The 16,581-nt window shown below is 57.8% G+C and carries 12 protein-coding genes and 1 pseudogene; 6 read left to right on the forward strand and 7 right to left on the reverse strand.

Annotation, left to right across the window (positions count from 1 at the left end):
* The first annotated feature begins 20 nt into the window (after positions 1 to 20).
* The 3 genes from ACXAED_RS01085 (at position 21) to ACXAED_RS01095 (ending at position 6,338) form a co-directional block, all read left to right on the forward strand.
* Positions 21 to 2,876, forward strand: coding sequence for a patatin-like protein (locus ACXAED_RS01085; RefSeq protein ID WP_475046222.1), 2,856 nt, complete (start codon positions 21 to 23; stop codon positions 2,874 to 2,876).
* Between the two features lie 388 nt (positions 2,877 to 3,264).
* Positions 3,265 to 5,271, forward strand: coding sequence for a hypothetical protein (locus ACXAED_RS01090; RefSeq protein ID WP_475046223.1), 2,007 nt, complete (start codon positions 3,265 to 3,267; stop codon positions 5,269 to 5,271).
* A gap of 20 nt (positions 5,272 to 5,291) precedes the next feature.
* Positions 5,292 to 6,338: a substrate-binding periplasmic protein gene (locus tag ACXAED_RS01095; protein WP_475046224.1), complete on the forward strand. Its 1,047-nt coding sequence runs from the start codon at positions 5,292 to 5,294 to the stop codon at positions 6,336 to 6,338.
* Between the two features lie 147 nt (positions 6,339 to 6,485).
* Here ACXAED_RS01095 and istB (ACXAED_RS01100) read toward each other — a convergent pair whose 3' ends face one another.
* The 7 genes and pseudogenes from istB (ACXAED_RS01100) to ACXAED_RS01130 form a co-directional block, all read right to left on the reverse strand.
* Positions 6,486 to 7,277 carry an IS21-like element helper ATPase IstB gene (istB, locus tag ACXAED_RS01100; protein WP_475046226.1) on the reverse strand — a complete coding sequence of 264 codons (792 nt, stop codon included), beginning with the start codon at positions 7,275 to 7,277 and terminating at the stop codon, positions 6,486 to 6,488.
* Positions 7,267 to 8,181: pseudogene (locus tag ACXAED_RS01105) on the reverse strand (Mu transposase domain-containing protein); the annotation flags it as partial. The pseudogene ACXAED_RS01105 and the gene istB (ACXAED_RS01100), both read right to left, overlap by 11 nt.
* Before the next feature lie 128 nt (positions 8,182 to 8,309).
* Positions 8,310 to 9,041, reverse strand: a complete 732-nt coding sequence (istB, locus tag ACXAED_RS01110) for an IS21-like element helper ATPase IstB (protein WP_027234437.1) — start codon at positions 9,039 to 9,041, stop codon at positions 8,310 to 8,312.
* Positions 9,038 to 10,537: an IS21 family transposase gene (gene istA, locus ACXAED_RS01115; protein WP_475046390.1), complete on the reverse strand. Its 1,500-nt coding sequence runs from the start codon at positions 10,535 to 10,537 to the stop codon at positions 9,038 to 9,040. Before istA ends, istB (ACXAED_RS01110) begins: the two co-directional genes overlap by 4 nt.
* A gap of 111 nt (positions 10,538 to 10,648) precedes the next feature.
* Positions 10,649 to 11,107: an aminotransferase class I/II-fold pyridoxal phosphate-dependent enzyme gene (locus ACXAED_RS01120; protein WP_475046227.1), complete on the reverse strand. Its 459-nt coding sequence runs from the start codon at positions 11,105 to 11,107 to the stop codon at positions 10,649 to 10,651.
* Positions 11,107 to 11,910, reverse strand: coding sequence for a pyrroline-5-carboxylate reductase (gene proC / locus ACXAED_RS01125; RefSeq protein ID WP_475046228.1), 804 nt, complete (start codon positions 11,908 to 11,910; stop codon positions 11,107 to 11,109). The genes ACXAED_RS01120 and proC overlap by 1 nt, the downstream gene beginning before the upstream one ends.
* A gap of 3 nt (positions 11,911 to 11,913) precedes the next feature.
* Positions 11,914 to 12,951, reverse strand: a complete 1,038-nt coding sequence (locus ACXAED_RS01130; RefSeq protein ID WP_475046229.1) for a zinc-dependent alcohol dehydrogenase family protein — start codon at positions 12,949 to 12,951, stop codon at positions 11,914 to 11,916.
* 141 nt (positions 12,952 to 13,092) lie between these two features.
* On the opposite strand from ACXAED_RS01130, the gene ACXAED_RS01135 reads away from it, so the two are divergent.
* The 3 genes from ACXAED_RS01135 (at position 13,093) to ACXAED_RS01145 (ending at position 16,547) form a co-directional block, all read left to right on the forward strand.
* Positions 13,093 to 13,572, forward strand: a complete 480-nt coding sequence (locus ACXAED_RS01135; RefSeq protein WP_475046231.1) for an Lrp/AsnC family transcriptional regulator — start codon at positions 13,093 to 13,095, stop codon at positions 13,570 to 13,572.
* A 528-nt stretch (positions 13,573 to 14,100) separates the two neighbouring features.
* Entirely contained in the window at positions 14,101 to 15,132 is a 1,032-nt protein-coding gene (locus ACXAED_RS01140) for a LacI family DNA-binding transcriptional regulator (RefSeq protein ID WP_475046232.1), read from the forward strand.
* A 113-nt stretch (positions 15,133 to 15,245) separates the two neighbouring features.
* A complete protein-coding gene (locus ACXAED_RS01145) occupies positions 15,246 to 16,547 on the forward strand; it encodes an ABC transporter substrate-binding protein (RefSeq protein ID WP_475046233.1) in 1,302 nt (433 codons plus the stop codon).
* The last annotated feature ends 34 nt before the right edge of the window (positions 16,548 to 16,581 follow it).

Raw genomic sequence — 16,581 nt, forward strand, 5'->3', positions numbered from 1 at the left:
ATAATTTTGAGGGTAATGAAATGGACGATGCAACCCGCGAAGTGCGTTTTGCAGTGGTGCTCTATGGCGGGGTATCCCTCGCAATCTACATGAACGGCATTTCACAGGAATTGCTGCACATGGTTCGCGGAAGTGCCAGTCCTGGTGTCCTCGGTGCGGCAGATGAAGAAAAAGCCCGGGAGCAACTCAACGATGTCGAACTCATCTATCGCGATCTTTCGGAAGTACTCTCCGGTAACGGTCGGCGGACCCGTTTTATTATCGACATCATTTCCGGCACTTCGGCCGGTGGTATCAACGGCGTTGCCCTGGCAAAGGCACTCGCTCTTGGCACGCGCGATCTTAAAGTGTTGCGCAGGGCATGGGTCGAGGAGGCCGATTTCGAGAATTTGCTGAATGATCGCATCATGGCTTCAGCCATTGGAAGAACAGAGTCGCTGCTCGACGGTCACTACATGTATAACATGTTGCTCAAAACTCTCGGGGAAATGAACCAAGGCACGAAAGTACAGCCATTAGTAGACGACACGCTCGACCTCTTTGTGACGGCCACCGATCTCGACGGGCGTTGGGCACCAATTTATCTGACCGACAAAAGTATGGACGAGAGGATCCACAAATCCGTGTTTCGTTTCCAGTACATCGCTGGTGACGATAACGCTGCATCACCGCAACGCAACGATTTTGGAGCGGATGAGGATTCTTTGCTCGCCTTTGCCGCGCGCTGCACATCGTCCTTTCCCGTCGCATTTCCACCTTCACGTCTTGACGACATACCTGAGAAGCTGCGCAATCGTCCGCGCGACTTCGGCGACATGCCCGCTGGCGCGAAGGGTGATTTTGAGTTGCGGCTCTTCGCGGATGGCGGCTATCTCGACAATCGGCCGTTTAGCCATGCCATCGATCTCCTTCCCTTCCGGACACCCACGGTTTCGGGAGAACGCAAACTTCTCTTCGTCGATCCTTTCCCTGTGACCAAGGCAGAGCGAAATCAGGAAACAGAAGTGGACTTCCTGCGCAACGCAATGCTTGCCACCACGACATTGCCCCGCCGCGAGGTCATCCGCGAAGACATTCACGACATAACGGAAATGAATTGTCGGCTCAGTCGCCTGGGTGCTCTTCAGGACCGCTGGGCAAAGGATCAGGAAAAACTCCAAGTCCTTGGTAAAATTACACCGCATGACAAGAAGCCTGACAATTTCGAGGAACTCGATCTCGCCGAATTGGTCGGTTTGGGCTACGGTCGGCACTACCCGCTCTACCATCACCTCCGGGTCTATGGCACGACAGACCTGCTGACAGACTTCGTGACTCAGATAGCAGGCTACGAGCTGAAGTCCGACCAGTGGTCATATCTGAGACAGGTCATCCGTGCATGGCGCGACAACAAATTCTATGCATATCACCCTAAAGGCGGTAGTTCATCCCAACCCGGGTCTTGCCAGAGCGAGACGTTCTACCTGACTCAATATGATCTCGAATTCCGTTTGCGCCGCCTCAGCCATCTGCGCGTCGTAATCGATACTGCGCTGAAAGAGCCCAGCGCAGAAGAAGATTTGCTTTGGGAAATGCTGGCTATCATCAAGCGCGAACACTGGAACTTGCGCCGTCTGAGATCGCCGGCGTCCGAAGAGCTAGGCGACTTGCTTACCCCCGGAGAAATCGCGGAACTTAGAGACACGCTCAGAAACGGGTACGAAGAGGTCATGTCCCGTATTACGCTGAAAGATCGCTATTCCGCAGCAACAGACATCTATCTTAATCGAGTGAAGAACCAAGTCGATAAGGCGATGGAAAAGATCGGCATAAAACTACGCAAAGTTTCCGATATAAGCAGCAAGCGAATACGTGATTTCCTTGAGGTGAATAAATTGACTACAATCTTGGAGGCTTATGACCGGTTCCATTGGCACGACAACGTTACCTTCCCCTTCTTGGAAGGCACTTCCGCACAAGAGAATGCCGACGTTCAGGTGTTCCGCATTAGCCCGGCAGACAGCGAGATCAACGATGACCCCGCCAAGCTCGCGGGCATCAAGGTCCGCGCCTTTGGAGGCTTCCTGAATCGTGACTGGCGCGAGCACGACATCCTCTGGGGTCGGCTCGACGGAGCGGAACGAATAGTTGCTGCCTTGATGCCCGAGCCGAGCCAGTCGGAGGAACGGGCAAATTACACGAAAAAGCTGCAAGAAGCGATTCTCAAAGACGAATTTGAGACACTCAATTCCGGCGATGCCCGTCGGCTGGCGCTCGCAAAGGCGCGGTTACGTAAATCACAGTTTGACGATGACGAAACCGTCGAACAACTCATGGCCGGAGCGCTCGGCGAAAGAAAAACTAGCCCATTCGATGTTCCGCGATTCAAAAAATATGCGGCTATTCAGCCGGCCGGACCGAATGCGATCGCGATATCCAACTGGTCCAGTAGGTCTGCCCGCATTCTTGCCCGGATGATCGACGGCCTACCGTCCTCCGGATTTCTGGGGTTCGCGGGCCCGAGAATTGCCCACCCACTGCGTACAGGTGGTGTTCTTTCAGCCCATCTCGCGAACTTCGCGCTCCCAGGTAGTTTCCAGCGCATGGTTGCCAACCATATTCTGATGCTCTCCATGCTTGCGGGACTGTTTGTATTTGTCATAGCAGCTATCTCTGGTTCAGCACAATCAGCAGCAATTGGTGGGATCATTATGGTCGTAGCTACGGCGTTGTGGGTCTTGCTTTACACTTTTGGCCGAATTCTCAGGGAGCACCCCCCGCTGCCCCTGTTGACTTGCCGGATCGCCTCCACAGTCTTGGTGACGATTGTCTTGCTGCTTGCGGGTTTTGGAGCTTTGAACCTGTGGACCGAATGGCAGACACTATCGGGCAACTGAAAACATGTCACTTCGGCGACGGGATATTTGGGTGCCGACAGACTAGCTACTCTGTTCGCCATGCGAACTGAGCGTTCCCCTTTGGCCGTGAATTGCTCATTAAGAATCTTGCGATTGAGTTATGGAAATTTTTTTCATTTTATGATAGCATCGTTATCGTTCCTCATGTTAAAATCGGGAGTTGGCCGATGCCTAAATCGATGTTTGCTGTTGTCGCGATTTGCTTGTCAGGTTCTACCATAACCTCAGTCATTCGAGACACTGAAGAAAGGCGTCCTTGGACCAACCCGCCCGTGTACTACTGTGACCCCAGAGTCGAGCGTTGCTAAGCCAATAGCTCATTTGTCCTGTAAGTTCGGGGCGCGGCTGAACTCCTGGAAGCAATCCAATGAATGGTCAAGTAACTTCAGCGATCCTCGCAATCGATCCTTTTCTGTTGTCCTATGTTTTGGGATTGGCCATTCTCTTATTCTTCGTTCGAGAACGCCTTGACGTGCCGAGCAATTTGGCTGGCATTTCGACCGAAGGAATGGTGTCACAATTTTTGCAAAGACTACCGCCGTCCTCAGTCCGGGTGACGCGCTATTTCTTCTTTGCCTGCCTAGTTTACTTCCTTGGGTTGGCCATTTTTTTCACCTTTATCTGTATGCTGTTCGCCCTAGGGGCCGAGGGCCTGACGCCAACTGAAGCCGGATTTTCTCAGGACCACGCCGTCGGTGGCCTGGGCCTAGTGGCCGCCGAGCCGCCGAATGTGGACGGTGGAATAGTGGACGCGCTGATCGGGTTGACGTCCCGAAAGTCGTTGATTTCTGACTACCCATGGAATCCGCTAGTGATGGCTCTGGGCATGATCGGCTTATTGCCCAGCTTACCTTACGTAGCGCGGTTCGAAAACTGGATCAGACACTGGTCGCTTTGGGTTGTTGGCATTCCCAGCTCCGTGATCGGGTTGTGGAACGAATTGAAATTGGTGAACGTTAAACCAATTTTGGACGAGGTCGATGTCGACAGAACCGATGTGGCGGAGCTAAGTGAAATTTTCCGTCGCTTTACAAAGGTCGATGAGGCCGCGACCGCGGATTTTCAAGAGAAACTAGCGAAGATCGTAGCTTTTGGAGAAATCGACAGTGAGTGGCCGGAACTGAAGATTAAAACATTGTTCACCGACAAGGCACCTACAGGTCTGAGCGACAATGTTATCCGCATTTTAACTGAAGTGGACCATCTGCGCAGCCTGAGCCTAGCTGTAGACGCGGCGGTACCGGGCGACACTCCGGCCGGGACGGCGCGCATTTCTTGCGCGGCCCGAGGCACGGATGCAAGCGCGCCTGCGGCAGTCGCGGCACCGGATCTCACCGATGCAGATGCGGCATCCGAGCATGCTTCTTCAGCGACCAAAGCCGAGGCGGTCGACGTTCCCACTCAAAATCGAACACCAGATGCGATCGAACGTGCGACGGAAACTGAAATTGAAAAGGCGCGCGAGATCGTAGGGGAGCGGTGGAAAGAAATTGCGAAGCAACTGCGCGGCACCGAGTTTGAAGCGCCAGGACAGGCCGATTTGTGTTGCCTGATGATGGCGCTCTATGCAGAACGCTCACCCAATTTGAACAAAAAAAGCACCCCTTTCGTGGCGCTAGAATGGATCCGCCGCGCACGTGCGGCCAAAAGAGGAACTGCGAGCTCGGTCAATCTTTATCTATTTGCCGGATGGCTAGCAATCATGCTGGCCAGCTTAGTGATGTATTTTCTGTCTATCGCCAGCGAGAATACAGCGCTGCAACTGGTTATGCCGGCGGGCAACACCCGCACTCAGGTCATCTTGAGTATGGCGCTGCGGCTTATGGTGATGCTGCTGCCATCCGTTCTCGCCGTCTATATGATACGCGAAACACTCGACCGAGAGGCTAAGTGGCACCCTTGGACCGAGCTGTTGGCTCCGCGCACGTTTCAATACCTTGGCGTTGCAGCGCTTGCATATGTGTCAGGGTTCCTGGCACATTTACTCTACATTTTCGTCGATCCCTACATCAGCGGCATTGTTAGCCAAACTTCTGGATTATCTAACTTCTTTTCCAGCCGGAACCTGACTGAAGCGGCCTTGGCGGCATTGTCAGGTACGGTTCTGGCTATTGTATTATGCCTGACTTATGATCAGGAGGAGCGTGAGAACAACCTCAAATTCGCTCTCTTGATGATCTTCTTGGGAACCCTGCTAATCTTGTTGCTGGGAATGGCTCTGCTCTTCGATCCACTCTACCTAGATTTACGCATTCTACCGCCACAAGATTTTGCAATAAACGAGCAGATAGTTCGATGGCTGATGACCATTGGTGTCGGCTTCATGGTGTTTGTTTTCGTGGTCGCTTCAATTCAGAAGCGGAGAAACTCTTAAACGATAGGAACTTAAGAACGATGAGATGGGCATACCCGCGCCGTAGTTGGGAAGCGGCTATTGTTATCCTGACTTTGCATCTATTGGCCCCGATGGTGAGTGCTGATGTTCCGCTCAAAGTCGGTTATCGCGCGGATGCGGCGCCATTCGTCTACATTGAAAACGGCGAACGCACTGGGTTCCTCTATGACCTCTGCAATGCAATCCTTCTAAAGTCAGGGCTGGATTTTGTTTGGACTGAAGTTCAAGCCAGTAATCGAATAAATTCGCTTTCTCCCGGGCCTGGAGAGGGAAAGGTCGATCTTCTTTGCGATCCACTGACTGTCACCTTAGTTCGCTCCGAGACGATCCTATTCTCGCCTATTTTGTTCGTGTCAGGCGGGTCATATCTTGAGGTCAAATTTGACGAAGGAACACCCGCCCAGATAGCCTATCAAAAGGGGCGTGAGGCTTGGGAGAAAGCAGGGCAGGCACTGACTCATAACGGAGAAACCATTGATTTCTCCTCCAGTCCGGACGCAATAGCAAAACAGCAGATTGTGCCGAGTTGCGACAGCCTGCGTCCAGGTCAGATCGGCTCCATTCGTGTCGGCATCATCAAAGATAGCACTGCACCAGAGATCATCGCAAATGCGTTACGCGCCAAGGAACCGCAATTGCTGAAACCCTCACCGTGGGAGACAGTCTGTTACAAGGCTTTTGACACTCATTCGTTGGGGATTGCAGAACTTTGCGAAGGTACGGAAACAGACGGCTATCCTCTTAGCTACTACTTTGGTGACCGCGACATTCTGCTGACCTATCTGAAGCGTTTCAGTGATTGCCCTGATGTGGTTGCTTCAAACAAGTTCTTGTCGGTCGAACCCTATGCGCTAGGACTGTCAGAGCGGGTTTCGCGTGAGGACTACATCAAGATTCAGCGCGCGCTTTTGCAGGTCTTTTCGGAACCCTTTGAAGACAGTGGAACCACGCAGCCATTCTACCTGTTCTGGAAGTATTTCAAAGAGTCTCGCCCTTCCGACAGCCTTACGTCTACCTTTACAAGCTTAATCGTACCTGAACGCTGAGCTAATGGGATGAACTGCCTTCCTGCCAACCCGCTGCTACTGTGGCGGGCATAGGTGGAGAGAGGAGCATCTGATGTGTTGATTTCCGCTGAGAAATGACCCGGTATTTTCACCGAGATTTGACCCACCCTCAGTATGCGACTTTGCTCATGACCTGGTCAATGTAGCGGACTCCTTTCTTGTCTTCTTGGCAGCCTCGGCGCTCGCCTTGAAGCGGTAGCTGTCGTTGCCGGTTTCCAGAATGTGGCAGCGGTGAGTGAGCCGGTCGAGGAGCGCGGTTGTCATCTTTGCGTCGCCGAAGACCTGGGCCCATTCCGAGAAGCTGAGGTTTGTGGTGATGATCACGCTGGTGCGCTCGTAGAGTTTGCTCAGGAGGTGGAACAGCAACGCGCCGCCGGACGAGCTGAACGGCAGGTAGCCGAGTTCGTCGAGGATGACCAAGTCAATCTTGGTGAGCATCTCGGCCATTCTGCCGGCCTTTCCAAGCGCCTTTTCCTGCTCCAGCGCGTTGACGAGTTCCACGGTCGAGTAGAAGCGCACTTTGCACCTGTGATGCTCGATGGCCTGGACGCCGATGGCCGTTGCGATGTGGCTTTTGCCGGTGCCCGGTCCGCCGATCAGGACAACATTCTCGGCGTTTTCCATGAACGCGCCACGGTGCAACTGCCTGACGGTGGCTTCATTAATCTCACTGGATTTGAAGTCAAAGCCCGCGAGGTCCTTGTAGGACGGGAAGCGCGCCACCTTTGTGTGATAGGCAATGGAGCGCACTTCTCGCTCTGCCACCTCGGCCTTGAGCAACCGGGACAACATCGGCGTTGCGGCCTCGAACGCTGGCGCGCCCTGGGCGATCAGATCATCAACGGCCTGCGCCATACCATGCAGCTTGAGGCTGCGCAGCATGATCACAATCGAGGCGCCTGCAGGGTCATGACGCATGGCGCTTCTCCCCCGCCTGTCTCAGGTTGTCATAGCGGTCGACGTTGGCCTTTGGTGCCGTTTCCAAGGTCAGGGCGTCTGGCGGATCGACCTCGGGAAGGTCGGGCTGCTTCTTGTCGATCAGCCTGTGGAGCAGGTTCAGGATGTGCGTCTTGGTGGGCACGCCGGCTTCCAGCGCCAGTTCTACGGCGCACAGAACGGTGTCTTCGTCGTGATGCAGAACCAAGGATAGGATATCGACCATCTCCCGGTCACCACCCTCCTTTCGCAGGATGTGATCCTGCAGACGGCGGAAGGCATCAGGCAACTCCGTGAACGGCGCGCCGTTGCGCAGGGCCCCGGGTTTTCGCTGGATCACCGCCAGATAATGGCGCCAATCATAGATGACCTTTCCAGGTTTATGGTGTGACCGCTCGATGATGCGGTCATGGATGCAAACGGTTTGGCCTTCGGCCACCACCACCAGCCGGTCCGGATAGACATGCAGGCTGACACGGCGGTTCGCAAAGCTGGCGGGCACGCTGTAGCGATTGCGCTCGAAGGTGATCAAGCACGTCGGCGATACCCGTTTACTGTGCTCGACAAACCCATCGAAAGCCGGGGGCAGCACCATCAGCATCGGCTTCTCTGTTTCCCAGGCATCAGCAATCGTGCCGGGCAGGTCCCGGTGTTTTGTCTCGGCCCAAAGGGCCACACAGCGATCCTCCAACCACTGGTTCAGTTCATCCAGATCCTTGAAGACAGGCATGACCTGCCACAGGCGGTTGCGCGCATCCTGTACGTTCTTCTCAACCTGCCCTTTCTCCCATCCGGCTGCCGGGTTACAGAACTCAGGCTCAAAGACGTAGTGGCTGGCCATGGCCTTGAAGCGGGCATTGACGTCACGCTGTTTGCCTCGACCAACATGTCAATGAGCGTTCAAAACTGACCCGGTTTCAGCGTTTGAATTTGACCCACCCCTTGTGGCGCAAAGGCCCCAGGCGGGCCGCCCTCATATAGCGAGTCCGACTGGGGGCTTTGCTTGCGCGACGTTTATGTTTTTCTGCGTCGCTTGCTCTGTGCGAACCGGTATGACGTGTTGCCTGTCTCGATGATTGCGCAGTGATGGGTTACGCGATCCAGAAGCGCGGTTGTCATCTTGGCGTCACCGAAGACCGAGACCCATTCGCCGAACTCCAGGTTCGTCGTGATGATGACACTGGTCTTCTCATAGAGCTTGCTGATCAGATGGAACAGCAACGCGCCGCCGGACTTGGGGAACGGGATGTAGCCCAGCTCGTCGATGATGACGCAGTCCAGGGCCGAGAGCTGCCGGATGATCTTCCCGGCATTGCCCTCGGCCTGTTCCTTGATCAGGGCGTTGATCAGGTCGACGGCGTTGAAGAAGCGCGCCTTCTTGCCGTTGCTGATCAGGGTGGTTCCAAGCGCGATGGCGATGTGGGTTTTGCCGGTGCCGGTTCCGCCCACCAGGATGAGATTATGTGCCTCTTCTGTGAATTGGCCTGAGCAGAACGGCTCGATTTGGGGCTGGGTGACGGCGGCCGCGCTGTAATCGAAGGTGGCGAAGTCCTTGTGGTGGGGGAACTTCGCAATCCTCATTTGATACTGGATGGAGCGCACCCGCCGCTCTACAGTCTCAGCGTCGATCAGTTGCTTTATCGCTGTGGTCAGACTTGGTGGCTTGCGCGCGGACAGCAAATCATGGGCGCAAGCTGCCATCCCGTGCAGCCTCAGGGCGGTCAGTTGGTCGATGAGGGCGTTCATGCGGCAGCCTCCTCAGCCGAGCACAGCGTCTCATAGCGCTTGCAATCGGCCTCGGGCCGCAAGGTCAGCTGCGGATAGGTATAGGCGTCGCTGAGCGGCGTGATGACCGGCTCCACCAACTGGTTAATCAGGTTGATGATGGCGGGCAGGCGCAGGGTGTTTTGTTCCACCGCCAGTTCGCAAGCCGTCTCGACCACCTCGACCCCGTGATCCTGGGCCAGCAGAAGCAGATCGACGAACTCCCGATCCCCGCCTTTGCCGGCCATGTAGTGCTCCCTGATCTGATGCATGGCCTCAGGCAGTTGCCAGTCCACAAAGGGGGCGCCGTCGCGCAGGGCGCCGGGCTTGCGATCCAGCAGCGGCACGTAGTGCCAAGGTTCAAAATAGCTGACATTGCGGGTGAAGCGACGCTTGTGCTCGGCGATGACATCCTGGCCCGACACCAGCACGATCCGGCCTGCATAGGCGCGCAGCGACACATGTTGCCCCGCGAACCGGGACGGCACGCTGTAGCGATTGCTGGCATATTGAACCAGGCAGGTGGAGCGAACACGAACGGTCTTTTCCACGTATCCGTCAAATGCTCGCCCCAGAGGGCGCAGTTCGGCGCGTTCGTCTTCGAACAGCTCTGCAATCGTGCGATCCGATTGCTCGGGATGGGGCCGGTTTGCCAGCTCTTCACAGCGCAGGCGCAGCCAATCGTTCAGCGCATCGAGATCATCAAAGGCAGGTTTGGGCACAAACAACCGGCCGCGCAAAAACTGGACCTGGTTCTCGACCTGTCCCTTCTCCCAGCCCGCAGCCGGGGTGCAGGCCACCGGCTCCATAACGTAATGGTTCATCAAGGCAAGGAACCGGGGATGGAATATCCGGTCCTTGGAGCGGGAGACATAGGTCACCATGGTCTTGGGGTTGTCGATGATCACCCGGCGTGGAACCCCGCCATAGAAAGACAGCGCCTGCGCAAAGGCATCCAGCACCATCTCCTGGGCTTCGCCGGGATAGGCGACGACAAAGGGCTTGCGGCTGTGGCACAGGCGGAAATGGGCAACCTTCACCTTCTGCTCGATACCGCCCAGGACAACCCGTTCTTCGCTCCAGTCAAATTGCAGCGCATCGCCTGCCGCAAAATGCAGCGGGATAAAGGCCTCGCCCGAACCGGCACCGGCCCGCCTCAGATCGCGGACAAATCGCTGAACTGGCGAATAGGAACCGGTGTAGCCTTCCACCACGAGCTGCTCATAGAGCTTCTGGGCCGTCCGCCGCTCCCGGCGTGGTCGCTTCTGGTCCTGATCGAACAGCTCCTGAAGCCGAAGATCAAACCCGTTGCACAGTTTGTGCCGAACCGGCGGGGCCTGGCGCTGGTAGCTCGGCGGGCTCTCATCCTTCAGATACTTCTTGATCGTGTTCCGCGATAATCCCGTCGCCCGCGCAACAGACCGGATGCTGCGTCCCTCAACCAATACCCATCGTCGGATCTTCGACACGCTTTCCATCAGTAACACCTGCTCTTTCCTCCGCACTTTTTGTGCGGATGTTAACGAAAACAGGTGGGTCAATTTTACTCGCTCATAACCCACCCAAGTGGGTCAATTTTGCACGCCGATTTACACGCTGCGCAGCGGATCATAATAGGGCAGCGCCTGATGGCGCGCGCCGGCGGCCGTCAGGATCGGAACGTAATTGCCGTAGGTCGGGGCTTGCAGCCATACGGTTGGCGGCTCCGGCAGCTGCGCCAGAAGATCGGCCATGACGCGCAGCGCGACCGCGCCGCCCGATGTCTGCGCGGCCACCCAGCCCGCGCTGTAGGCGTCCCCAAGGATTTCACGCCCCAACAGGCTGCAATACTCCGCATCTCCGGTCAGGGCGAGGTAAGCCTTGCTGGTCTGGGTTTCGATCAGCTGCTGTTCGGCCAGCTTCACGGCCTCCAGAACCGGGGTGCGCCCGTGTTCATCCTGATAGATTCCGACGGTCAGGTTCAGCTTGTCCCGACGCGGGTCCTGCGCAAACAAGTCGGTGCCGATCATGATCGGATCGATGGGGTAGTCTTCGACTTTCTCGAACATCACTCGGCCTTTCCCAACGCGACAGCCCGGTCCCGGCAGGCGGTCATCGCGCGTGAGACCATGTCCGCAACGCCATCCTGCTGCATCGAGGTGATGGCGGCGTGGGTCGTGCCATTCGGCGAGGTCACCCGGCGGCGCAGATCCTCGGGCGGCACGTCGCCCTGAGCGGCCATGGAGGCCGCGCCAAGCGCGGTTTGCAGGGTCAGCGCGGTAGCATCTTCGCGCGTCAGCCCGAGGCTGACGCCTGCGCGGATCATCTCTTCGATCAACAGGTAAAAATAGGCCGGGCCGCTGCCGGAGACGGCCGTGACCGCATCCAGCAGGTCTTCGCGCGGGAGGACCACGGACAGACCAAAGGCTTGGACGATAATCTTAGCCCGGGCGCGCTGCGCCGCATCGACGCGGTCATTGGCGAAGCTTCCTGTCGCGCCGAGCCCCAGCAGGGCCGGGGTGTTCGGCATGGTCCGGACGATGGCCATGGGCCCGAAGAGCGCCTCAAGCCGGGCAATCGACACCCCCGCCGCGATGCTGATCAACAGCTTGCCCTTAAACGCGCCCGCGACCCGCTCGGCCACCTGCGCGATGACCTGCGGCTTGACCGCAAGGACCACGGTGTCCGCATCGGCGCATCCCGCTGTCACATCGTCCGTGGTGCGCACGCCGTAGGTCGCCTGCAAGTGCGCCCGCTGGTCCGCGCCGGGATCGATGACGGTGATCTGCGCCGGGGCCATGCCTTGGGCAATCAGCCCGCCGAGGATGGCGGAGGCCATGTTGCCGCCGCCGATGAATGCGATGGTCTCCATGGCTCAGAACCGGGTGATGACGGTGGCGCCGACTGACTGGAACCTGTCCATCTCCATCAGGGCCTGTGGCGCCTCTGCAAGGCTGATCTGCTGCCCCACCAGCCGCGCCGGATCGAGCCGCCCGCTCGACATCATGTCCAGCATTGCGCCGTAGCGATGCGCCTGCATCCCGTGCGAACCGAGAAGTTCGATCTCCTGCCCGACGATATTCGGCATCGGGATCGCGGGGGCTGCGTGCTCGCCCAGCATCAGCCCCACCTGCACGTGCTTTCCGCGCGGCCGCAGGCAGAGGATCGAGTTCGTCATGGTCACGGGGTGCCCTAAAGCGTCGAGGGAGACATGCGCGCCGCCTTTTGTGGTCTCCCGTATGGCGGCGGGCACGTCGGCTTCCTTGCCGTCGATGACCGCCACGGCGCCAAGCTCCTTCGCCAAGGCCAGCTTGGCCGGGTCGAGATCCACGCCGATCACATTCGCCCCTGCCGCCGCCGCAATCATCACCGCCGAGAGACCCACGCCGCCACAGCCATGCACCGCCACCCACTGGCCCGCGCTGATCTTGCCTTGGTCAATCACCGCCCGGAACGAGGTGGCAAAGCGACAGCCGAGGCTGGCGGCGGTGGCAAAATCCATCGTCTCGGGCAGCGCCACGAGGTTCAGGTCTGCCTGATGGATCGGTACGTATTCCGCAAACGACCCCCAGTGGGTAAAGCCCGGCTGTTCTTGGTGCAGGCAGACCTGCTGGTTGCCGGAGTGACATTCCGAGCAGCTGCCGCAGCCGCAGATGAAGGGCACGGTGACCTTGTCGTCGGGCCTCCAGTTCTTCACGTCCTTGCCGACGGCCTCGACCACTCCGGCCAGCTCGTGCCCTGGCACATGCGGCAGGTCGATGTCGCTGTCATGCCCCATCCAGCCGTGCCAGTCGCTGCGGCAGACTCCGGTCGCGGCCACCTTGAGCACCACGCCATGCGGCTCTGGCGTTGGATCGTCTACGGTCGTGAGCTTGGGGGTTTCCTGGAACTTTTCGAAAAGGACGGCTTTCATGGCAGGGACTTTCAGATTGGGGTGATTTAGAGGGCAGATTACCGCCCGGCACGTGAAATACCTTTGCTATTCTTCTTCACTGGGGCGATATTTGGGGTAGTATCCCCTATGCGTGACCGGGAACGAGAAAGAATCCGTCCCATGCCCGAGATAGACGGCGTCAACGCCGAGCTTCTGACACTGCTGCAAGACGACGGCCGAATGACCAATGCAAAGCTCGCCGAACGCATCGGGATGAGCGAAACCCCCTGCTGGCGGAGGCTGAAACGTCTCGAGGAAAGCGGCATCATCGAAGGCTACCAAGCCAATCTGAATCGCCGGAAGCTGGGCCTCGGCGTCATGGCCTTCGTCCAGCTGCGCTGCTCCGAGCACGACCAAGCGGCCACCGCCGAGTTTCAGCGTATCGTGCAAACGACGCCGAACATCCTTGCCTGCCACAACACCACTGGAGCGGACGATTTCCTGCTGATCGTGGTGGCGAAGGATCTCGACGACTACAGCGCCTTCGTCGACAGCACGCTACGACGGCTGCCCGGGGTGACCAGCATCCGCTCCAACCTGTCGCTGAAGGAGATGAAGGCGTCGAGCAAGTTGCCGGTAACGTCAGTTGCCGGCAATTGAGCAGCCTGCTATTCAGTCGAATACCGGAGAGCCTGTTTGGCGTCCTTGGCGCTGCCGGCCCTTAGCTGCCGTCCAAAGCTTAGCGTCTTCTGCAGCGCAGATTCCTCTAACCGGACTTTCGGTTTGCTGCACAGCATTCTTGGCTGGCCGGTGCCTACCCAATTCAACCAGATTGTCCGTCGCTGTGGGGGTGAGAGATCAGCGCTGCCGTTCGGGTATCCCTCTTAGGCATTCCTGCTGGCGATGGCTGTGCTGGACGCTGGCATAGTGACTAACTCCGAATTCCTTTGGCCCACCAAGATTAAGATACCATCTTCAAGAACGTCCTTCTTGCATTGATAAATGCTCATGGCATCGCCGCAGGGGGACGCGCACATAAGGTGTTGCGGCACATGTTTTCCAGAAGTGGTGATGCCATTTGCGAAACAGGGTGGGAAATTTTTCGCGCGTCAATTACTATGACGGAAGCCTTTCTGGCAGGGTCGCATTGACTTTGCCATACCCAGTGCAGACAAAGCGGGCCCCTTCATGGATGACAAAAAGATACGGAACATGGAGGAATTCGCGGCGGTCAGCGGCATTTCCCGTCCGACGCTGTCGAAATTCTTCAACGACCCGTCCAGCGTAAGGGCCTCGACCAGGCAGCGCATCGAAGCTGCGCTCGACCGCTACGATTACCGGCCCAACCTCTATGCAATCAATCAGAACCGCCGTCTGACCAAGAACATCGGAATCATCGTTCCCTATCTGGCTGACCCCTTCTTTGCGGAAATCGCCCGAAATATTGAAGAGCACATTCTGAGCACCGGGTACCGGCCGGTCCTGCTGGGCTCCCACGGCAGCGCAGATCAGGAGATCGAAAACCTCGAGAATCTGCGGCTGCTCAAACCGGCCGGTGTTCTGCTGGCGCCCTTGGGGCGGGCATCGGATCAGGCGCGCATCGCCGCCTTTTGCGAAGAGGTTCCGACGGTGTTGTTTGACGCCAATGTCGGCTCCGCGGGTCTGGCATTTGTAGGTTCAAACAACAATCAAAGCATTGACCTTATTGTAGATTACCTGTGCAGGACAGGCGAACCACCGGCATTCTTTGAGATGAAGGAGCCCTCGAACCCTAACGCCTACAAACGGCGCCACGCCTATCTCGCCGCCATGGAACGGCTGAACCACACACCGCATTTGATCCAGGCCGCCGGTGACGGCTGGGAATTTGAAGAGATCGGCTTTCGGGAAGGAACTCGGGTGGTCCGTGACAGGAACCTGCCAACCGATACGATCCTGTGCAGCAATGACCGCCTTGCTATCGGCTTCCTGTCGGCGGCCTATGAGGCTGGGATAAGGGTTGGTCTGGGCACAGACTGCACCATGCGGGTAGCCGGGCATGATGACCACCCGTTCTCCCGCTACACTTGCCCGACATTGACGACGGTCTCGCAGGATTACGAAGCCATCGCCCGGAAAAGTGCCGAGACACTGATGAACCTTGTTGAGGCGGAGAACCCGCCTGATTCGCGGGAGGAAACCCTGTTTGATGGCCGGCTGGTCATGCGGGGGTCCGCTTAAGCTGCTGATTTTTCGGGCAAGCGCGCCAAACTTTACGCGCGTAAAAATTAAATTGACGCCAGCACACCAACGCCGGTAATCTTGGAGGCGACATCTCAACAGGGAGGTAGAGGATGTTTGCTAAGTACGCATTGGGTGCGGCAACGGCCATTTCACTGATCGCAGCAGGCAGTGCCTCTGCCGAGACCATCACCATCGCCACCGTAAACAACGGCGACATGATCCGGATGCAGGGTCTGACAGACGATTTCACCGCCAAGACCGGCCACGACGTCGAATGGGTGACGCTGGAGGAAAACGTGCTGCGCCAGCGTGTGACCACCGACATCACCACCAAGGGCGGCCAGTTCGACATCATGACCATCGGCATGTACGAAACCCCGATCTGGGGCAAGAACGGCTGGCTGGTGCCGCTGGATGACTTGCCTGCTGAATATGACGCCGATGATATCCTGCCGGCCATGCGCGGCGGCCTGAGCGTCGATGGCACGCTTTATGCCGCGCCGTTTTATGGCGAAAGCTCCATGATCATGTACCGGACCGACCTGATGGAGAAGGCGGGCCTTGAGATGCCAGAAGCCCCGACCTGGGAGTTCGTCGCCGAGGCCGCCCGCGCCATGACCGACAAGGACAACGGGATCTATGGCATCTGCCTGCGCGGCAAGGCCGGCTGGGGCGAGAACATGGCCTTTTTGACCGCCACCGCCAACGCCTTTGGTGCGCGCTGGTTCGACGAGAACTGGCAAGCCCAGTTTGATCAGCCGGAGTGGAAGGAAACCCTGGAGTTCTATGTGAACCTGATGAACGACGCCGGCCCTCCGGGCGCGTCGAACAACGGTTTCAACGAGAACCTGTCACTGTTCCAGCAGGGCAAATGCGGCATGTGGATCGACGCCACCGTGGCGGCGTCCTTCGTGACCAACCCCAACGACTCGACAGTCGCCGACAAGGTCGGCTTCGCGCTGGCGCCGGACACCGGCAAGGGCAAACGCGGCAACTGGCTCTGGGCCTGGGCGTTGGGTATCCCTGCAGGCACCCAGAAAACGGATGCTGCCAAGGAGTTCATCCAGTGGGCCACTTCCAAGGAGTACATTGAGCTGGTGGCCGCGAAAGAAGGCTGGGCCAACGTGCCGCCAGGTGCGCGCACCTCTCTGTATGAAGACCCCAACTACAAGGACGTGCCATTTGCCCGGATGACGCTGGAAAGCATCCTGTCGGCCGACCCCACAAATCCGACGGTAGACCCGGTTCCTTATGTCGGCATCCAGTTCGCAGCGATCCCCGAATTCGCCGGCATCGCTGGCCAGGTCGGCCAGGAATTTGCAGCTGCGCTGGCTGGTCAGCAAAGCGTCGATGAAGCTCTGGCCAAGGCTCAGGCACTGACAACCGACGAGATGGAAGCCGCAGGCTACTGATCTCCCGCACGGACACCCGGGGGCGGCCAAGCCG

It is taken from the genome of Leisingera sp. ABM4_103, from assembly GCF_056158685.1.

Bases quoted from the DNA above. Each gene is read 5' to 3' on its own strand.
- ACXAED_RS01085 (WP_475046222.1), top strand. From the start codon at position 21: ATGGACGATGCAACCCGCGAAGTGCGTTTTGCAGTGGTGCTCTATGGC.
- ACXAED_RS01090 (WP_475046223.1), top strand. From the start codon at position 3,265: ATGAATGGTCAAGTAACTTCAGCGATCCTCGCAATCGATCCTTTTCTG.
- ACXAED_RS01095 (WP_475046224.1), top strand. From the start codon at position 5,292: ATGAGATGGGCATACCCGCGCCGTAGTTGGGAAGCGGCTATTGTTATC.
- istB (WP_475046226.1), bottom strand. From the start codon at position 7,277: ATGCGTCATGACCCTGCAGGCGCCTCGATTGTGATCATGCTGCGCAGC.
- istB (WP_027234437.1), bottom strand. From the start codon at position 9,041: ATGAACGCCCTCATCGACCAACTGACCGCCCTGAGGCTGCACGGGATG.
- istA (WP_475046390.1), bottom strand. From the start codon at position 10,537: ATGGAAAGCGTGTCGAAGATCCGACGATGGGTATTGGTTGAGGGACGC.
- ACXAED_RS01120 (WP_475046227.1), bottom strand. From the start codon at position 11,107: ATGTTCGAGAAAGTCGAAGACTACCCCATCGATCCGATCATGATCGGC.
- proC (WP_475046228.1), bottom strand. From the start codon at position 11,910: ATGGAGACCATCGCATTCATCGGCGGCGGCAACATGGCCTCCGCCATC.
- ACXAED_RS01130 (WP_475046229.1), bottom strand. From the start codon at position 12,951: ATGAAAGCCGTCCTTTTCGAAAAGTTCCAGGAAACCCCCAAGCTCACG.
- ACXAED_RS01135 (WP_475046231.1), top strand. From the start codon at position 13,093: ATGCCCGAGATAGACGGCGTCAACGCCGAGCTTCTGACACTGCTGCAA.
- ACXAED_RS01140 (WP_475046232.1), top strand. From the start codon at position 14,101: ATGGATGACAAAAAGATACGGAACATGGAGGAATTCGCGGCGGTCAGC.
- ACXAED_RS01145 (WP_475046233.1), top strand. From the start codon at position 15,246: ATGTTTGCTAAGTACGCATTGGGTGCGGCAACGGCCATTTCACTGATC.